Below are 18014 nucleotides of genomic sequence, written 5' to 3' on the forward strand. Positions count from 1 at the left end.
GCCTATGCCGCGCCCCTTTTCAGGATGCGTTCCGTTCCAGCATGATCATGGGCATGGTCGCCGGCATGATGATGGACGTGCGGATGTGCATGACCATGCGCAGCGTCATCGTCGCACCAGGGCGCACCCTCTTCCCACGCCTCATGGAACTGTCTCGCGTGCAGCAGATTTTCCGGGCGTAGCGTCTCGCGAGATGCGCCCCAGGCAATCTTCTTGCGCGCCAGGAGCAGCGTCTCGGGAAAATGCTCGCGCACGAGGTCGAGATCGTGCACAACGACCATGATAGTGCGGTTCTCGCCATGCCAGCGCTTGATCAATTCGATCAGGTCGCTGACGGTTTTGGCATCGATGGCATTGAATGGCTCGTCGAGCAGAATAAGATCCGCGTCCTGCACGAGCACACGCGCAAACAGCGCACGCTGCAATTGCCCGCCGGAAAGCGTGTCGACCGGCCGCTTCTCAAAGCCCGCCAGGCCTACGCTCATCAGGGCCTTGGCAACTCTGTCGCGATCGTCCGAGGTAAACCTGCCCAGCAAGCCGCGTTTCGGCCACAGACCCAGCGATACGAGATCGATCACGCGCGCCGGAAACGACCTGTCGAGTTCCGATTGCTGCGGCAGATAGGCGATGCGTACATCCTTGTTGACGACGCACGAACCGGACATCGGCTTGAGAACGCCGACAATGCCCTTCATCAGGGTCGACTTGCCTGATCCGTTCGATCCGACGACTGCGGTGAGCGAGCCACGGCGAACGCTGCCGCTCAGGTGATGAACGGCCGGATGCCTGTGGTAGCCCAGCGTCAAATCGTTAAAGGTCAGGCACGGTTCGGTCATTTATGTTCGCATCTTGAAGTTGAGCGCTTCTTGCGTTCGATATGTGATGTTATTACATTAGTCAACAATGGCGAATTTGAGAATAGCGAATAACGAGCTATCCACTGGCGGAGAAGATGAATCTTTTCTATGTGTGAACATTCAACAGGGAGCCGGTCTGGCATGACGACGACGCAGGAGCTGACAAAAAACCAGGCACTGGTTTTCAACGCATTGACCCGCGCAGACGGGCCGCTCAGCGCCTATACGATCCTCGATCAACTGCGCGATGATGGATTTCGCGCGCCCCTGCAGGTTTATCGTGCCCTCGACAAACTTCTCGACTACGGCATGATTCACCGGCTCGAAAGTATCAATGCTTTCGTCGCCTGCGCACATCCGCATACCCATACCCACGACCACGGGATGATTGCCTTCGCCATCTGCGAAAAATGCGGGCAGGTTTCAGAGTTTTCCGATGAAATCATCAACGGCCGTGTCCGTGAGTGGACCAACAGCAACGGATTCAAGCAGTCGAAGACAACGATCGAGATCAGGGGCGTCTGCGCCAGCTGCGGTACTGCTTAGCGCTTGTACGCCTTCAGGAAAACGTCGACGCCTGACGTGACCGTCTTGCGGATGATTTCTTGTGACGGGGCTTCGTTCATGCATCCAAACAGACGTCTTTTGAACATTCCCGACACAAACAGATCGGCCAGCTGATAGGTAGCAAGCTCGGTATCTTCGATGTCGAGTGTTCCGGCGTCCACGTGCTTCTGGATCAGCGCACGCATCAGTGCCTGCCCGCGTTTGGGCCCTCTTTCATAGAAGTCGCGACTCATGGAAGGCATCCGCTCGGCCACGCCGATGACGACGCGTTGCGCGCGAACGACCACGTCGGACGTTACGACTGTCGCCAGGGCCGTGCCGAACTCGATCAACGCGTCGCGAAGATCGCCGTCGCTTTCCAGAGCGTGGTAGATATCGGCAAACAATATTTCGCGGTAGTGATTGCAGAGCTCCATGAAGAGCTCTTCCTTGCTGTCGAAATAGACGTAGATCGTCCCCTTCGATACGCCTGCCTCACGCGTTATGTCGTTCATGCTCGCGGCATCAAAACCCATCTGCGAGAACACGCGGTTCGCGCCTTCGAGAATTTGTTGCCGCTTCGCTGGATCCTGACCGGCCGCCAACCTGCCCTGACGCTCGTCCACCGGTTGCACCGCTTCCAAGGCGGACGCCTTCATCGATGCCACGTGGGACGTCTTCGTAGATGACATTTCGCTCTCGTTTCCTCATTTGAGATTCTTTTTCGAACCAATCGGTTCGATGCACTTGATATGCGCTCTCATTTGCGCTATGTCAACGATCGAACCGATTGGTTCTATCACTTTTCAGAGTGGATACCTAGAAAGAGCCGCACATGTCCGCCTCAAATGCCAAGAACCAAGCTGAAATTCGTCAGTTTCCCGCCCCGGGACCCGCTTTAAAGGCTGAAGCACCGGCAAAGCCCGATACGCCCGTACAGCCGGAAGCACCGCAGGCGGGCGCGGCCGATGCGCCAGCCACTCCCAAACGCTCCAGAAAACGCTTCATCTTGCCGGTCTTGGTCATTGCCGCGATCGGCGCCGGCGCGTGGTATGGCTATGAATACTGGACCACTGGCCGCTTCATGATATCGACGGACGATGCTTATATTCAGGGTGACATCACGGCAATTGCGCCCAAGGTCACCGGCTATATCGATACGATAAATGTCGTTGCCAATCAGCGCGTGAAAGCCGGCGATCCCTTGGTTACTCTCGACAAGGGAGACTATACCATCGCCGAGGAACAGGCCGAAGCACAGATCGCAACGCAGAAGCTGACGCTCGACCGCATCAACGCGCAGATAGTCGCCGCCAAGGCTTCTCTTCAGCAGGCCCAGGCATCCAAGCTGAATGCTCAGGCTGTCCTGACCAATGCCCAGGCAGCTTCCATCCGCGCCAAACAACTCCATGCCACGAGCTTCGCCTCACAGTCGCAACTCGACGATGCAACGGCGGCGCTTGATCAGGCGAAGGCCAATATCGCTTCCGCCGACGCGCAGATCGCCGCTGCTGTCGCCAATGTCGGCGTGCTCGAGGCTCAGTACAAGGAGGCCGAAGGCTCGATCAGATCGCTCCAGCTCGCCAAGGACAAGGCGGCTCGCGACCTTGGCTTCACCGTAATCCGCGCCCCTGTCGATGGCGTCGTCGGCAATCTTGCGGCCAAGAAAGGTGACCTCGTCAGCCCCGGCCAGCGTCTCGCTGCCCTCGTTCCGGTAAACGCGCTGTACATCGATGCCAATTACAAGGAAACGCAGCTGCGTGACATCGTTGTAGGCCAGAAGGTCCATATAGCGGTCGATGCGCTCTCGGGCGATGAGTTCGAAGGCACGGTTGCCTCCATTGCTCCGGCTTCAGGCGCCGTGTTCTCGCTGCTCCCGCCGGAAAACGCCACGGGAAACTTCACCAAGGTCGTTCAGCGCGTGCCGGTTCGTATCGCATTGCCTGCAGACGCCCTGACGAGCGGCAAGCTTCAGGCTGGACTTAGCGTGATCGTCGATGTCGACACACGGACGACACCCAAGCAGTAACCGCACTCCCACAGGCCGAAGATCATGTCGAATGCCGCAATCGGAGGTCCCGCAGCACCCGCTGTTCCGGACGAACATATTGATCCGAAGAAAGCCATCGCCTTTCTGGCGATGGTATTCGGCATGTTCATGGCCATACTCGATATCCAGATCGTCTCGGCGTCACTCGCCGAGATCCAGGCGGGACTAAGCGCAAGTTCCGACGAGATTTCGTGGGTTCAGACATCGTATCTGATAGCGGAGGTCATCATGATCCCGCTGTCCGGCTTCCTTGGGCGGCTTGTTTCCACGCGCATCCTCTTCTCGGTTTCCGCTGCCGGCTTCACTGCTGCCAGCGTGCTTTGTGCCACCGCAACCAACATCGACCAGATGATTGTCTACCGCGCCATTCAGGGTTTCATCGGGGGCGGCATGATCCCGAGCGTGTTCGCGGCGGCCTTCACGATCTTTCCACCATCGAAACGCTCCATCGTCTCGCCGATGATTGGCCTCGTGGCGACGCTTGCTCCGACCATCGGACCGACGGTCGGCGGTTATCTCAGCAATGCATTCTCCTGGCACTGGCTTTTTCTCGTCAATGTCATCCCTGGCATTGCGGTTGCCATCGCCGCGTGGAACCTGATCGATTTCGACAAGGGCGATCGCTCGCTGCTCAACAAGTTCGACTGGTGGGGCCTTGCCGCCATGGCAGCGTTTCTTGGGTCTCTCGAATATGTGCTGGAAGAAGGACCACGCAATGACTGGCTGCAGGACCACGCGGTTTACTATTGTGCCATCGTCATGGTCGTCGGCGGCATCACCTTCTTCTACCGGGCCTTCACGGCGGAACAGCCGATCGTCGATCTGTTCGCTTTCAAGAACCTGAACTTTGCCTTCGGCTCGGCGTTTTCCTTCGTGCTCGGCATCGGGCTTTATGGCCTGACCTATGTCTATCCGGTCTATCTTGGCCAAGTCCGGGGCTATGACGCCCTGATGATTGGCGAAGCGCTCTTTGTCAGCGGCCTTTGCATGTTCCTGACGGCACCGGTAGCCGGCTTCCTCTCGGGCCGCATGGACCCGCGCATCATGATCATGATCGGCTTCCTGGGCTTCGGCGCAGGCACATGGACCATGACCAATCTGACGGCGGATTGGGATTTCCATGAACTGCTGGTACCGCAGATCTTCCGCGGCGTTTCGCTGATGCTGTGCATGGTGCCAATCAACAATCTCGCGCTTGGCACCCTTCCGCCTGCCCGGTTGAAGAACGCCTCCGGCCTCTTCAACCTCATGCGCAATCTCGGTGGTGCCGTAGGGCTGGCCGTGATCAACCAGATACTCACCGATCGCGGCGCCATGCATTATGCGCAGCTTTCCGAACACGTTCGCTGGGGAAACCCGGAAGCCGAAGACCTCATGGCATCGATGAGCCGAAATTTCACTTCCTATGGTCTCGACGGTCCGACGACGGCGCTGAGCAAGATTTCCGGCATGGTGCATCTGCAGGCATCGATATTATCGTTCATGGACGTCTTCTATATACTCACCCTTCTGTTCGCCTCGCTCGCGGTCTTTGCCGTCCTGATGCGCAAGCCCGGAGCGCCGGCAGCTGGCGGCGGCGGCCACTAAATTTCCGACACAGGCTCGATACGTGGTCAATTGGAATTTAGGTCGATTAGTTAGCGATCCGCTACGTTGCAGCGCATGGCAATGGCTGTCGCGGTCAAGCTAACGTGCCCTTTTGCAACCGGCCGATTAACGTCTTCAGAATTTTTTGGTCGCGATCGAATTAACGATGAATCAATTAATTGTAGTCGCGCCTCCCCGAGCCCCACCAGCAACCGTTTTGTATTCTACTAGACAAAATTGTGCCCGCCACAACCGGAAGTTAGTTGACTAAAATCCGTTGATCTTGCTACTGAATATTCACGATATGTTAGTAGGAGGGTGCGGTATTTAGCGTATATTACACATAATCAAGTTGATAAACGTTATTTTCATGACGTAGATTTAATATAAATGCACGTAATATGTATAATTACATACGTATTGCCTTGTAACTTTACATATATATTTAGAATGTTTTAGGAGATCGAACATGCCGGCCATAAGTACTTTTTCTGTCGATAATTCCAAGCGGCGTCTGCTGACGCCCCAAAATCTGGCAGAGCTCGGTATAACTACGGAGCTGGTGAGGTCAATTCTCGACAACAAGCAGAACGGTCTGGGAAGACCGTCGGCCGGCGGCGCTACGATTTATCCGGATGGACTGTCTATCAATGAGACGAACTTCGGCACCTACACTGCAGCGACAGCGGCAGAACAGGGATGGATGGCTTATCTGGAAATTGGCGCGCCGCTGATCGAGGAGCGGGCGGACATCATCCAGCCTCAGGCGGACGTCTTGTCTACACGTGCCTACGAGAATCGAGCGGGCCGCACCAATCGCTTCGAGGATAGAATTGATTTTTCCATTGAAAACACGATCAGCTGGTCGCTGTCAGGCACTGGCGAGTTCACAGTGGAAGGCCATATCGGCGCGGAACTGATGGCGCAGCTTGAACACAGTCTGGAGCAATCGCAGTCGCAAACCAATATCGTGCACAATCACAAGGACGACCAGGGCTCAGAGACGCAAGCCGAGACCGCATCGGCGACGACCAACACGGCCACTGGCAGCGCTACGGGCACCAGCGATCTGACCACCAGTTTGATGCTCGGCATCACCGGCTCGATTAGCGGAACCGTGACAACCTCCTGGACTTCGTCTTCCACCGTTTCAGGCGAGCTTCAAGAAAGAACCCGTGTGAAGACGATGGCTGTGCAACGGCGTCAGATCAAGCAATATACGTATGAGTTCCCCATCACGTTTGGCGGATTGGTCGCATTGCATTACGCGGAACCGGTCACACCATTTGGAGGTGACGATAATCCCAGGCCCGCCCCTGCTGATGGCCGTGTCAACGTGGTTCCCACCGCGATCACCAGACTTGGCCTGCTTGACACGGACAAGAAATATCGGCCGAAGGGGGTCGCCGAGACGGTGTCCACTCTTGATGTCGACCACATTATTTTCGAGGCTGAGGCGCTTCCTCTCGCTGAGAACCAGTTATTCAACGTGGTACGGCCCCACACCCTATAAGCCTCAAGAGCGAACGATAAAGGATATAAAATCATGGTTTTTAAAAGCATCTTCGATCTCGCCAATAACGCCTCCAAAGTGACAGCCACCGCCGAGACTGAAATTTTCAGCTACATCCAGAAGCAACCTAATGAAGCGATCAGCATCCCGCCGCACGATGCGAAGATCAAGCCGGGCGTGCCCGTCCCGCAAGATCCCAAGATCGTTCGGGAGACTGCGCCGCAAGCGCAGAGTGTCTTCAACCTGATAAGCACGTTAACCGGTGCCATCGGCCAAAGCGCTACACAACACGCAACCGCCTTCAACGACCCGAACGCGGTCGTGGACTCAGGCGCATCGATCATGAAGGCAGCTCAAGAAACGACCAATAAGGTCAAGGATAATATCCCCTCTCCGTCCAAAGGGGCGTAGGGCTGGGTTTGCGGTTCGGCTCGATCGGCTGGCACTGTCTGCCAGCCATCTGCTGCCAGCTACGGCAATTGGACCAGTGGGAAGCGCACCAGGGTACGAAACAGTTAGCCCGCTAACCTCTGGCCAATCCTGCACTTGGCGCAAATAGTTGATTACGAAAGCAGTTACGCCCATTTCTGCCGTTGCGAGCAACGTTTGTGTCGCTATTGGACCAATCGCTTGGAGGTGCCGGATCCATTGGCGATTTACCCTAAGGTTGAATTGCTAAGCCGCCAAAAAAGTGGTTCACTTCCCTTACTGCTCAGGAAATGGCTGTTCGTCAGCACGTCGCGGGTGTGTCATGTAACTGACATGAGACACCTATATCGGGTTGGCGAACGTCGAAACAGGGCCAATGACGTATCGCTCAAAAGGGGTTTTTAAGATGGTTGATTATTCAAGACGCTTGCTCGCGTTGTCGACAGCTGTGCTGTTCGCAAGCACGACGATTTCATTCGCCGATGCACCGGCCGAGTTGGTCGAGGCGGCGAAAAAAGAAGGTTCGCTGACAACGATCGCCTTGCCGCATGATTGGTGCGGCTATGGTGATATCATTGCCGGCTTCAAGGCCAAGTATGGCCTCGAAGTCAACGAGCTGAACCCGGACGCCGGCTCGAAGGACGAAGTCGAAGCCATCAAGGCAAACAAGGACAACAAGGGCCCGCAAGCTCCTGACGTCATCGACGTCGGCCTTTCATTCGGTCCCGATGCCAAGAAGGATGGGTTGACGCAGCCATACAAGGTTTCCACCTGGGACTCGATCCCTGCGGAACTCAAGGACGCGGATGGCCATTGGTACGGTGATTATTACGGCGTCATGGCGCTCGAAGTTAACACCGACATCGTCAAGAATGTCCCGAAGGATTGGGCCGACCTGCTCAAGCCCGAATATGCGAACACCGTCGCGCTCGCTGGCGATCCACGCGCTTCGAACCAGGCCATTCTTGCCGTTCAGGCTGCTGGTGCATCGTCTGGCGCAAAACCCGGCGCCGCAGCTGCCGAGGCCGGTCTGAAATTCTTTGCCGATCTCAACAAGGCCGGCAACTTCGTTCCGGTTATCGGCAAGTCCGGTACTCTCGCGCAGGGCGCAACGCCGATCATCGTCACCTGGGATTACAATGCCCTTGCTGGCCGCGACACACTCAAGGGCAATCCGCCGGTCGAGGTTGTCGTGCCGGCATCCGGCGTCCTTGCGGGTGTCTACGTTCAGGCTATCAGTGCCTATGCACCGCATCCCAACGCAGCCAAGCTCTGGATGGAATATCTCTATTCCGACGAAGGCCAGGTTGGTTATCTGAAGGGCTATTGCCATCCGGCGCGTTTCCAGGACCTTGTGAAGAACAACAAGGTGCCGAAGGAAGTCCTCGACAAGCTGCCGCCTGCAGCGGCCTACGAGAAGGCTTTCTTCCCGACGCTTGATGAACAGGCGGCGGCCAAGGACGTCATCACCAAGGGCTGGGACAAAGTCGTTGGCGCCAACGTCAAGTAATCTCTGATCGGACTATCCCCGCGGCATTGGCCGCGGGGATTTCCGTCCGCCGGATGTGCGTTTTTTCTGCCCACGAAACGATTGTCCCTACGCATGGCCCGTTGGATCGCTCGCCTTCACAGTAGTGCAGGCAGCAGCGACTGACCAAAACCAAGAGCAGTCTCGAAGACACCTAATGAGTGTGATTTCACAACATAGCCCAACGAGCCCCGCAGTGTCGGAGCGAAAACGTCTTTCACTCGACTGGCTCGGCGTCGTGCCGTTCATGCTTTTTGCCGTGATGTTCCTGGTCCTGCCCACCGTCTACCTCGTGGCAGGAGCGTTTCAGGATGCTCAGGGCAATCTCACGCTCGCCAATCTGGCCAATCTCTTTCAGCCGCAGATACTCGACGCTTACTGGATATCGATCAAGATTTCCCTGGCATCGGCGCTTCTCGGCGCAGCCATCGGGTTCTGTATCGCTGCCGCGATCACGCTGGGCGGCCTGCCGCGCTGGATACGCGCACCGATGATCACCTTTTCCGGTGTCGCCTCGAATTTCGCGGGCGTTCCCCTGGCCTATGCGTTCCTCTTTACGTTGGGCCGCACAGGTCTCGTCACCTACCTGCTGGTAAACATCTTCGGCTTCAATCTCTACTCCCATGGCTTCAATCTGCTGAGCTTCTGGGGCCTCACCATCACCTATCTCTATTTCCAGATTCCCCTGATGGTTCTGATCATCACCCCCGCTCTCGACGGGCTGAAGAAGGAGTGGAAGGAAGCAGCGCTCATTCTTGGCGCTACCGGCCCGCAATATTGGCGCATGGTGGCCTTCCCGATTCTATGGCCCGCGCTGCTCGGCACGATGCTGCTGCTTTTCGCCAATTCCTTCGGCGCCATCGCAACTGCCTATGCGCTGACCGGCTCATCCCTCAGTATCGTGCCCATCGTGCTCTATGCACAGATCCGTGGGGACGTGCTCCAGGATCCCCAGCTTGGTTATGCCCTGGCCTTCGGCATGATCATCATAACCGGCGTTTCCAACGGTCTCTATATATGGATGCGCGCACGCAGCGAGCGGTGGCTCAAATGAAAACCAACAGGATCTGGTCCTGGCTTGCGCTTGCCTTCGGCATTCTCTACTTCGTTTTGCCGCTGCTCGGTCTTCTGGAATTCTCATTGCGCATGCGGCGCGGTGTCTATTCGCTCGATGCGTATTGGGTCGTGCTGAGCGACCCCGGCTTCCAGGCGACGTTCACCTATTCCGTTGCCATGGCGGTTGCCACCATCATCGTCGGCGTCGTTCTGGTGGTACCGACTGCCTATTGGGTGCGCCTGAGATTGCCCGGCTTGCGGCCGGTCATCGAGTTCATCACACTCCTGCCGCTCGTCATTCCCGCCATCGTCATCGTGTTTGGCTATATCCGCCTTTACAACACGTCCTCGATGCTGCCGCTGACCGGCTCGGCGATGGGAACGAATATCCTGCTCTGCCTTGGCTATACGACGCTGGCTTTGCCCTACATGTACCGGGCGGTGGATACAGGCCTCGGCGCCATCGATATACGCACGATGACGGAGGCAGCCGAGAGCCTCGGTGCAAGCCGCATCACCATCATGTCGCGTATCATTCTCCCCAATGTGCTCGTCGCGGTCTTGTCCGGCGCCTTCCTGACCTTCGCCATCGTCATCGGCGAATTTACCATGGCGGCATTGCTCAATCGTCCTGCATTTGGTCCATTCCTTCAGTTGCTCGGAGCAAATAGAGCCTACGAACCAGCCGCGCTTTCGGTTATCGCCTTCGCCATCACTTGGGTGTGCATGGGCTTGATACAGATCATAACCCGCCTCAACAAATCCCTCGCTGCAACCAAGCGATAAGCCGGAATTCCGTTCATGTCCTTTCTCACCATCAGCCATTTGAAAAAAAGCTTCGGAGCGACCACCGTCGTCCATGATTTCAATCTGGACATCGAGAAGGGCGAGTTCATTTCCTTCCTCGGCCCGAGCGGCTGCGGAAAAACCACCGTGCTCCGCATGGTGGCAGGTTTCGAGACCCCGACTTCGGGAAAGATCAGCATTGGCGGCAGAGATGTCGTCAACCTCAAGCCGAACCAGCGCAATATCGGCATGGTTTTTCAGGCCTATGCCCTTTTCCCGAATATGACGGTAGCGCAGAACGTGGCATTCGGGCTCAAGGTTGCCAAGAAACCCAAAGCGGAGATCGATGCCACCGTCCACGAGATGCTGTCGCTGATCAAGCTCGACCATCTCGCAGAGCGCTACCCTTACCAGCTCTCCGGCGGCCAGCAGCAGCGCGTTGCGCTTGCGCGCGCACTGGCGACCAAGCCCCAGGTCCTTCTCCTCGATGAACCACTTTCGGCTCTTGACGCCAAGATACGCGTTTCATTACGCGAGGAAATCCGCGCCATCCAGCGCAAACTCGGGATCACCACGATCTTTGTCACCCATGACCAGGAAGAGGCATTGTCGATCTCGGACCGTATCGTCGTGATGTATGAAGGAAATGCCGAACAGGTTGGCGCGCCATTCGAGATCTACAATCACCCGTCTTCGCGTTTTGTCGCCTCGTTCGTCGGCACATTGAATACGCTTGATGCCACTATTCGCGATGCGACGTCCGGGGTTATTACCATCGATGGCAAGGACATTGCGATCGACCGGACACGCCTCAATGGTCACAAAAACGGTGACAAGATTTCACTGGCGGTTCGTCCGGAAGCCGTGAGCCTCGGCGAAGCCACCGACAAGCGCGAAACCACGCTCGACGGCAAGATCGACAGCGTGCACTTTCTCGGCTCCGTCATTCGCATCCGCGCCTCGCTCGGCGAGAATACGGTTTCGTTCGATACGTTCAACAACCCGAGTGCTCCACCCCCCTCTCCTGGCGAGAACGTAAAGGTCAGCCTTTGCGCAAAAGACCTGTTGGTGCTGGGGCATTAGGTATCATTTCTCTCTTGCCCTTGTAATCCGTACGGACAAGCTGTACATTAGCTAATCACGTTAGCTAAGCAAGGGAATTGGTATGGCGACCGTCAATATGCATGATGCAAAAACCCGCCTGTCAAGCTTGGTCGAGGGACTGGAATCTGGCCGCGAGAATGAGATTATCTTGGCCCGCAATGGCAAGCCCGTTGCCAAACTGGTGCCCTTTTCTTCTCCCGTACGCATCGGAGCGGGTAAGCACATTTTTGCGGGTCTGGATTTGCCAAAGACTTTGGAAGAATTTAATAAGCTTGATGAAGAAATCGCCAAGGACTTTGAGGAAAGCGCAAAAAGCAGCCTTTTTCCATGAAGGTTCTAGTTGATACTCACATTGCCATTTGGATAACTGAGGATTCTGGTAGTCTTACGAGAAACATTATCCAGATTGTCACAGATCCGGGTAATACTGTATTCATCAGCACTGTTGCTATATGGGAAATCGCCATAAAGTATGGAAAAGGCGGGCTCCGGCTGCATCCCCGAGAAGCACGTGCGGGTTTTCGTCTGGCAGGGTTGACCGAGTTGGCAGTAACAGCCGATCACATGGAAGAGGTTGCGTCGCTGCCGCAATACCCCGACCACTCAGACCCCTTTGACCGCGTAATGATTGCACAAGCACTATCTGAAGCGATGCCGTTGCTCACTGCGGACAAAAAGCTCTGGCGATATCATCAAACACTGGTCATACCTGCTTGAAGGCGGTTCCGAATGATACAGAAGCGCAGCCTTCGGCGCTTCCCAAATTTGATGTTCAGGGGAGCGAATTCGACTAACCCTCGATTGCCTCGTCCAGCAGCCTGAGTGCCGCCTTTTTCGTCAGCTTGACCGGATTACCGCCTGCGGTTGGATCGACGATCGCCATGTCGGCAATCAGTTCCTTCTGCTTGCGGTTCATGTCGAGGTCCTTGATTAGGCCTGGCAATGTATGCGGCACCTTCAATTCCTTGCGCAGCTTGAGCACGGCCTTGGTGAACCCGTCAAAACCGCCCTTGATGCCGATGTAGTTGGCCAGCCTCGCTATCCTTTCTTCCACCGCATCGCGATTGAATGCCAAAACATACGGCATGAAAACGGCATTCGTCATGCCATGGTGCGTGTCGTAGATCGCACCGATCGGGTGGGAAAGCGAGTGGATGGCGCCGAGGCCCTTCTGAAAGGCCGTCGCGCCCATGGCAGCGGCGCTCATCATATGTGCCCGCGCCGTCAGGTCCTTGCCGTTGGCATAGGCTTTTGGCAGGTTTTCGAACACCAGCCGCATGCCTTCCACGGCAATACCGTCGGCCATCGGGTGATAGCCGGGGGCACAATAGGCTTCAAGACAATGCGCCAGAGCATCCATGCCGGTGCCTGCGGTTATGAACCCCGGCATGCCAACCGAGAGCTCAGGATCGGCAATGACGATCGCGGGCAAGAGCTTTGGGTGGAATATTACCTTCTTCGTGTGGGTTTCCTCATTGGTGATGACACCGGCGCGACCCACCTCGGACCCCGTACCGGCTGTCGTCGGCACGGCGATGATTGGTGCGATCACATCGCTATCGGCGCGGGTCCACCAGTCACCCACATCCTCGAAATCCCACACAGGGCGCGTCTGCCCCGCCTGAAATGCGATGAGCTTGCCGAGGTCCAGCGCTGAACCACCACCGAAGGCGATAACGCCGTCATGCTTTCCCTCTTTGAACACGGCGATACCCGCAATCAGATTGGCTTCGACCGGATTGGGTTTCACGTCGGAGAATACGCCGTGAGGCACTTTGCCATCATCGAGGATCTTTAGCGTGCTCGCCACCACCGGCAGCCTGGCAAGGCCGGGATCGGTGACAAACAGCGGGTTCTTGATCCCCGTCGCCTCCAGGACCTCCGGCAATTCCTTGATGCGCCCCGCGCCAAATCGGACGGTCGTGGGATAGTTCCATTTGGAAATAAGTTGGCTCATGTCATGTCTCTTTTAAAGCTGTCAGAATGTTGAAACGTCTGCTGTGCGTTAAATCTCTTCTCGCAAATGATACGACTTGGGTCTTGTCAGATTCCCATAACCGATGGCAGACATTGCGCCGCCCTTGCCCGTCTCCTTGACGCCCGTCCACACCAGTGCCGGATCGATGTAGTCACAGCGGTTCATGAATACCGTGCCGGTCTCGATGCGGTCGCCAATAGCTGCGGCATGATCCGTATCTGCCGTCCACAGCGATGCCGTCAGCCCGTATTGGCTGTCGTTCATCAGCGCAATGGCCTCTTCGTCATTGCGAACTTTCATGATCCCCACGATGGGACCGAAGCTTTCTTCGCGCATGACGCTCATCTGGTGATCGACGCCTGTCAGCACCTCCGGCGCAAGATAGGGCGACCCTGCTTTGTCACCCGCTACGCTCATGTTGACAAGGGCGCTAGCGCCCTTGCGCAGCGCTTCGGCCCGCTGCTCGCGCACAAGATCGGCGAAACGCGTCTGCGCCATCGGTCCCATGGTCGTCGCTTCGTCCAGCGGATTGCCAACCACGTACTGTTTGGTCAGATCGACGAACCCGTCCACGAAGCGGTCATAGACGTTCTCGTGCACATAGATGCGTTCGATACCGCAGCAGCATTGGCCGGAATTGAAGAAAGCTCCGTCAACGAGATTGGCAACAGCGTGATCGAGGTTGACGTCCGGCAGCACATAAGCCGGGTCCTTGCCCCCAAGCTCCAAGCCAAGCGTCATGAATGTCCCGGCCGCCGCTTTTTCGATGGCGCGCCCGCCGCCCACGGAGCCGGTAAAATTCACATGGTCGATCCTGCCGGACGCCAGTAGTTTCTCCGTCTGCGCGTGGCCGAGCACGATATTCTGGAACACGCCTTTCGGCAGGTTCGCCTTGGCAAACGCCTGGGCAAACCGTTCACCGACGAGCAGCGTCTGAGCCGCGTGCTTGAGGATCACGCTGTTGCCGGCCATGAGCGCGGGGATGATCGTGTTGACTGCTGTGAGATAGGGGTAATTCCACGGCGCGATGACCATGACGACGCCAAGCGGCACATGTTTGATGTAACGGCGAAATCCCGGCCTGTCGTTTTCGACGACCGGTGCGAGCGCCTGTTCGGCGATCTTGACCATATAGCGCGTACGCTCTTCCACGCCGCCCTTTTCGCCGCCATAACGCACCGGGCGGCCCATCTGCCACGCGATTTCCGGCACGATCTCGTCATTCATGGCGAGCAGCGCGTCGAGCGCGGCAAGACAGAAACGGCCGCGCTCGGCGATGCTGGTCTGCGCCCAGTCTGTTTGCGCCTGCTTGGCGGCTTCAACCGCCGCGTCAATGGCCTTGTCGGTTGCGATGGGACGTTCCGCATAGACAGTGCCATCGATGGGTGTGATCAGTTTGACCGTTTCGGTCATGGTGAAACCTCTAGTCTGTATTGGTCAGTGTGAGTTGTTCAATACCGTTCGAAGCCGCGATGCAACTCCCAGTCGGTGACGCGGCGGTCATATTCGAACTGTTCCCATTTCGCCGTATGCACATAATGCTCGACGACGTCCTCGCCGAGAGCTTCCTTCAGCATCTTCGAGCGCGCCAGAGTATCTGTTGCCTCGCGCAGCGTCTTCGGGATCTCCCGCAAACGCGCGCCGCCATAGGCGTCACCCTGAAACGGCTTGCCAAGCTCGAGTTTCTCGTCGATTCCGGCAAGGCCCGAAGCGATCAATCCGGCAAACGCGAGGTAGGGGTTGAGATCGGCGCCGCCGATACGGCACTCGATGCGTATCGCCTTCGATCCCTCTCCGCACAGGCGGAACCCTGCGGTACGATTGTCGAGGCTCCACACGTTCTTGGTCGGCGCGAAGGTGCCCGCCTGAAACCGCTTGTAGGAATTGATATAGGGCGCAAGGAAATAGGTGAAATCATCGGCATATTTCAGCTGCCCGGCCACCCATTGCCGCATCAGCGGCGACATGGTGTATTCGGCGCTCTTGTCATAGAAGAGCGGCGTCTTGCCATCAGCGCTCCACAGCGAATTGTGCACATGGCTGGAGCTGCCGGCGAGTGAATAATCATACTTCGCCATGAAGGTAATCGCCTTGCCCATCTGGGTCGCGATCTCCTTGCAGCCATTCTTCATGACCACGTGACGGTCGGCCATTTCCAGCGCCTCGGCATAGCGCACATTGATTTCTTCCTGCCCAGGCCCCCATTCACCCTTGGAATTTTCCACCGGAATTCCCGCATCGAACAGGCCGTTGCGGATGGCGCGCATCACGGCGTCTTCCTTCGTGGTCATCTGGATCACGTAATCCTGGATATAGGGCGAGGCAGTGGTCATCCCCTTCCAATTCTTGGCTCGGGCAGTCTCGTAGGTCTCATCGAAAAGGTAGAATTCAAGCTCCGAGGCAAAGTAGGCGAGATAGCCGCGATCCTTGAGCCGGGCAAGCTGGCGCTTGAGGATAGCTCGCGGTGAATGAGCAAGATCCTGATGATGGTGATGGTCGAGAATATCACACAAGACCAGCGCGCATTTTTCCAGCCACGGGATGTGGCGAATGGTGGTCAGGTCCGGCTTGATGACGAAGTCGCCATAGCCCTGCTTCCAGCTTGCGGCCTTGTAGCCCGGCACGGGTTCCATATCGATATCATTGGCAAGCAGATAGTTGCATCCATGCGTCTCGTCATGTGCGGATTCTACGAAAAAATTCGCGTGAAACCGCTTACCGATGAGGCGTCCCTGCATATCGACGAAACAGGCCAGTACCGTATCGATTTCGCCCGCAGTCACGCGGCTCTTCAGTTCGTCGAAACTCCAGTGTCCGGGCATAATTCTTCCTTGGAAAGCGTGATTATCGTTTGAAATGTCGCCGCCTTGTCCCCCATTTCGGGGAACAAGATTCTCGTGGATCCAGCCGATTGGCTAATCCTTGGAAACCCAGGGAAGGGGTTCGCGTCTATAACGTTCCGCCCCTTCCCTGCGCTACCTCTCCCGCATTGGAAGAGATAGCCAGCCTAGACCCTCTCGCCTACAGCCAGTTCGGCTTCGGCAATTTCCTTGGCGCGGCGGGCAACTTCATCGCCGATGGGCGGGCCACGGAAACGGCGCTTTTCGAAGCCGTACCAGACGATCGCCGTCACGATGAGAAAGCCGACGGTGATATAAAGCGCCCATTCATTCGGCGGCTGGATACCAAGGACGAAGATCAGCGCCATGGCGATGATCGAGAGCACCGCAAACAGCTTGAACTTGGCCTCACCCATGTTCCACGGCCCCATCTTGTTCCATTTCGGTGTACCCCAGGCAAAAAGACCAAGCGCAATCGGAATGGCGAAAGAGAAGAACAGGAAGATGACCGTGCAGGAAACAACGATCGTATAGACCGGCGTTTCACCGATCGACACAAGCGACGAGCCCCAGACGAACAGCACCGCAAGTGTCGAGCCTGTCCAGATTGCTGCAACCGGCGTGCGGTGTTTTGGGCTGACTTTGGAGAGCGCCCTCGATGCAGGCAGACCCTTGTCGCGGGCAAAAGCGAAGATCATGCGCGAAACGGAGGTAACCGTCGCAAGTCCGCACAGGAACTGGCAAACGAAGATCAGGAAATAAAGGATATTCTTGACTGTCGGGTTGACCTGCTCGGTCATCGCCCAGAAAAATACATTCCAGCCCTGCTTTGCCGCATCGTCCATATTCGGGATCATCAGCACGAACGAGCAGAGCATGATGTAGCCGAAAACCGCCGACCACAGCACTGACGAGATCATGCCGCGCGGCACGGAATGAGCTGCACGCACAGTCTCTTCCGAAGTGTGCGCCGAAGCGTCGTAACCGGTGATCGTATAGATCGGCAGCAGAAGGCCGAGCAGGAACACCCAGGCACCGGAGGTTGTCGGCCAGACATTGCCGCCCGCTTCGCCTGAATAGTTCGAGAAGGTGAAGAGCCGCCCCACATCGTAGCTGTCGGCAACGCCGAGGCAGACCAGTGACAATGCGATAGCCGTAACGAAGATCAGATATCCGGAAAAGTCAGTCAGCTTGGCGGTCAGACCAATGCCCATGTGGTTGATGAGCGCCTGCAGTCCCGTCAACAGGACGAGGAAAATAACGCGCACGGTCGTCGAATCCTCGATCCCGAGAGCGGGCCCGAACGCACCGATAAAGAAATAATAGGTACCGACATTGATGGCGCCTAGAACCGTAATCAGTCCAAGCAGATTGAACCATGCGGTCAGCCAGCCGGTACCGCGGTTGCCGAGGATCGAGCCCCAGTGGTAAAGCCCGCCCGCCGTCGGGTAGGCCGAGCTGATCTGCGCCATGGCAATGGCGAAGACTGCCGAAACGAGGCAGCCCAGCGGCCAGCCGATGCCGATGGCGGCGCCACCCGCCCCGGATGTTGCCTGCGCCAGCGAATTGATGCCGCCGGACAGGATGCAGATGATCGAAAATGAAATCGCGAAGTTGGAGAAACGGCTCATGCGCCGTTCCAGTTCCTGGGCATAGCCCATGCCGTGAAGGACTTTCACGTCCTCCAGTTTATCGGTGTCTGTATAGTCATGGTGTGTCATCACGTTCCCCTGTATTCTT

General features: G+C 56.8%; 17 protein-coding genes. 11 read left to right on the forward strand and 6 right to left on the reverse strand.

All coding sequences use genetic code 11. The features are described from left to right. Window positions 1–2: 2 nt before the first annotated feature. The gene (gene aztA / locus CU100_RS25040) at window positions 3–836 is read right to left on the reverse strand and encodes a zinc ABC transporter ATP-binding protein AztA (protein WP_106719362.1); all 834 of its coding nucleotides are present in this window, start codon (window positions 834–836) and stop codon (window positions 3–5) included. A gap of 162 nt (window positions 837–998) precedes the next feature. On the opposite strand from aztA, the gene CU100_RS25045 reads away from it, so the two are divergent. Beyond that, entirely contained in the window at window positions 999–1403 is a 405-nt protein-coding gene (locus tag CU100_RS25045; RefSeq protein WP_106719363.1) for a Fur family transcriptional regulator, read from the forward strand. On the opposite strand, the gene CU100_RS25050 is transcribed toward CU100_RS25045, so the two are convergent. Continuing rightward, window positions 1400–2095, reverse strand: a complete 696-nt coding sequence (locus tag CU100_RS25050) for a TetR/AcrR family transcriptional regulator (protein WP_106719364.1) — start codon at window positions 2093–2095, stop codon at window positions 1400–1402. The two genes, CU100_RS25045 and CU100_RS25050, sit on opposite strands and share 4 nt — an antisense overlap. Window positions 2096–2238: 143 nt before the next feature. Between CU100_RS25050 and CU100_RS25055 the strand changes: the two genes are divergently transcribed. The 10 genes from CU100_RS25055 (at window position 2239) to CU100_RS25100 (ending at window position 12173) form a co-directional block, all read left to right on the forward strand. Continuing rightward, window positions 2239–3432, forward strand: coding sequence for an HlyD family secretion protein (locus CU100_RS25055; RefSeq protein WP_106719365.1), 1194 nt, complete (start codon window positions 2239–2241; stop codon window positions 3430–3432). Window positions 3433–3456: 24 nt separating this feature from the next. After that, on the forward strand, window positions 3457–5040 hold the full coding sequence (locus CU100_RS25060) for a DHA2 family efflux MFS transporter permease subunit (protein ID WP_106719366.1): 1584 nt from the start codon (window positions 3457–3459) through the stop codon (window positions 5038–5040). A gap of 469 nt (window positions 5041–5509) precedes the next feature. Further along, window positions 5510–6553 carry a hypothetical protein gene (locus CU100_RS25065; RefSeq protein WP_106719367.1) on the forward strand — a complete coding sequence of 348 codons (1044 nt, stop codon included), beginning with the start codon at window positions 5510–5512 and terminating at the stop codon, window positions 6551–6553. Window positions 6554–6586: 33 nt separating this feature from the next. Continuing rightward, window positions 6587–6964: a hypothetical protein gene (locus CU100_RS25070; RefSeq protein ID WP_106719368.1), complete on the forward strand. Its 378-nt coding sequence runs from the start codon at window positions 6587–6589 to the stop codon at window positions 6962–6964. A gap of 424 nt (window positions 6965–7388) precedes the next feature. Next, a complete protein-coding gene (locus CU100_RS25075; protein WP_106719369.1) occupies window positions 7389–8492 on the forward strand; it encodes an ABC transporter substrate-binding protein in 1104 nt (367 codons plus the stop codon). 175 nt (window positions 8493–8667) lie between these two features. Continuing rightward, on the forward strand, window positions 8668–9564 hold the full coding sequence (locus CU100_RS25080) for an ABC transporter permease (protein ID WP_106719370.1): 897 nt from the start codon (window positions 8668–8670) through the stop codon (window positions 9562–9564). Then, entirely contained in the window at window positions 9561–10352 is a 792-nt protein-coding gene (locus tag CU100_RS25085; protein ID WP_106719371.1) for an ABC transporter permease, read from the forward strand. Before CU100_RS25080 ends, CU100_RS25085 begins: the two co-directional genes overlap by 4 nt. Before the next feature lie 15 nt (window positions 10353–10367). After that, the gene (locus tag CU100_RS25090) at window positions 10368–11435 is read left to right on the forward strand and encodes an ABC transporter ATP-binding protein (RefSeq protein WP_106719372.1); all 1068 of its coding nucleotides are present in this window, start codon (window positions 10368–10370) and stop codon (window positions 11433–11435) included. A gap of 82 nt (window positions 11436–11517) precedes the next feature. Next, a complete protein-coding gene (locus CU100_RS25095; protein WP_106719373.1) occupies window positions 11518–11787 on the forward strand; it encodes a type II toxin-antitoxin system Phd/YefM family antitoxin in 270 nt (89 codons plus the stop codon). Then, complete coding sequence (locus CU100_RS25100; RefSeq protein ID WP_106719374.1) at window positions 11784–12173, forward strand: type II toxin-antitoxin system VapC family toxin; 390 nt, start codon at window positions 11784–11786, stop codon at window positions 12171–12173. Before CU100_RS25095 ends, CU100_RS25100 begins: the two co-directional genes overlap by 4 nt. 73 nt (window positions 12174–12246) lie before the next feature. Here CU100_RS25100 and CU100_RS25105 read toward each other — a convergent pair whose 3' ends face one another. The 4 genes from CU100_RS25105 to CU100_RS25120 all read right to left on the reverse strand — a co-directional run bounded on the left by CU100_RS25105 (window position 12247) and on the right by CU100_RS25120 (window position 17995). Continuing rightward, window positions 12247–13413, reverse strand: a complete 1167-nt coding sequence (locus CU100_RS25105; protein ID WP_106719375.1) for an iron-containing alcohol dehydrogenase — start codon at window positions 13411–13413, stop codon at window positions 12247–12249. Window positions 13414–13461: 48 nt separating this feature from the next. Then, a complete protein-coding gene (locus tag CU100_RS25110) occupies window positions 13462–14847 on the reverse strand; it encodes an aldehyde dehydrogenase family protein (protein ID WP_106719376.1) in 1386 nt (461 codons plus the stop codon). 38 nt (window positions 14848–14885) lie between these two features. Beyond that, window positions 14886–16256, reverse strand: a complete 1371-nt coding sequence (locus tag CU100_RS25115; RefSeq protein ID WP_106719377.1) for a glutamine synthetase family protein — start codon at window positions 16254–16256, stop codon at window positions 14886–14888. 185 nt (window positions 16257–16441) lie between these two features. Continuing rightward, window positions 16442–17995 (reverse strand): amino acid permease, encoded by a 1554-nt coding sequence (locus CU100_RS25120; RefSeq protein ID WP_106719378.1) that lies wholly within the window; start codon window positions 17993–17995, stop codon window positions 16442–16444. Window positions 17996–18014: the final 19 nt, after the last annotated feature.

Origin of the sequence: Phyllobacterium endophyticum, assembly GCF_003010935.1 — a bacterium.
Taxonomy (GTDB): domain Bacteria; phylum Pseudomonadota; class Alphaproteobacteria; order Rhizobiales; family Rhizobiaceae; genus Phyllobacterium; species Phyllobacterium endophyticum.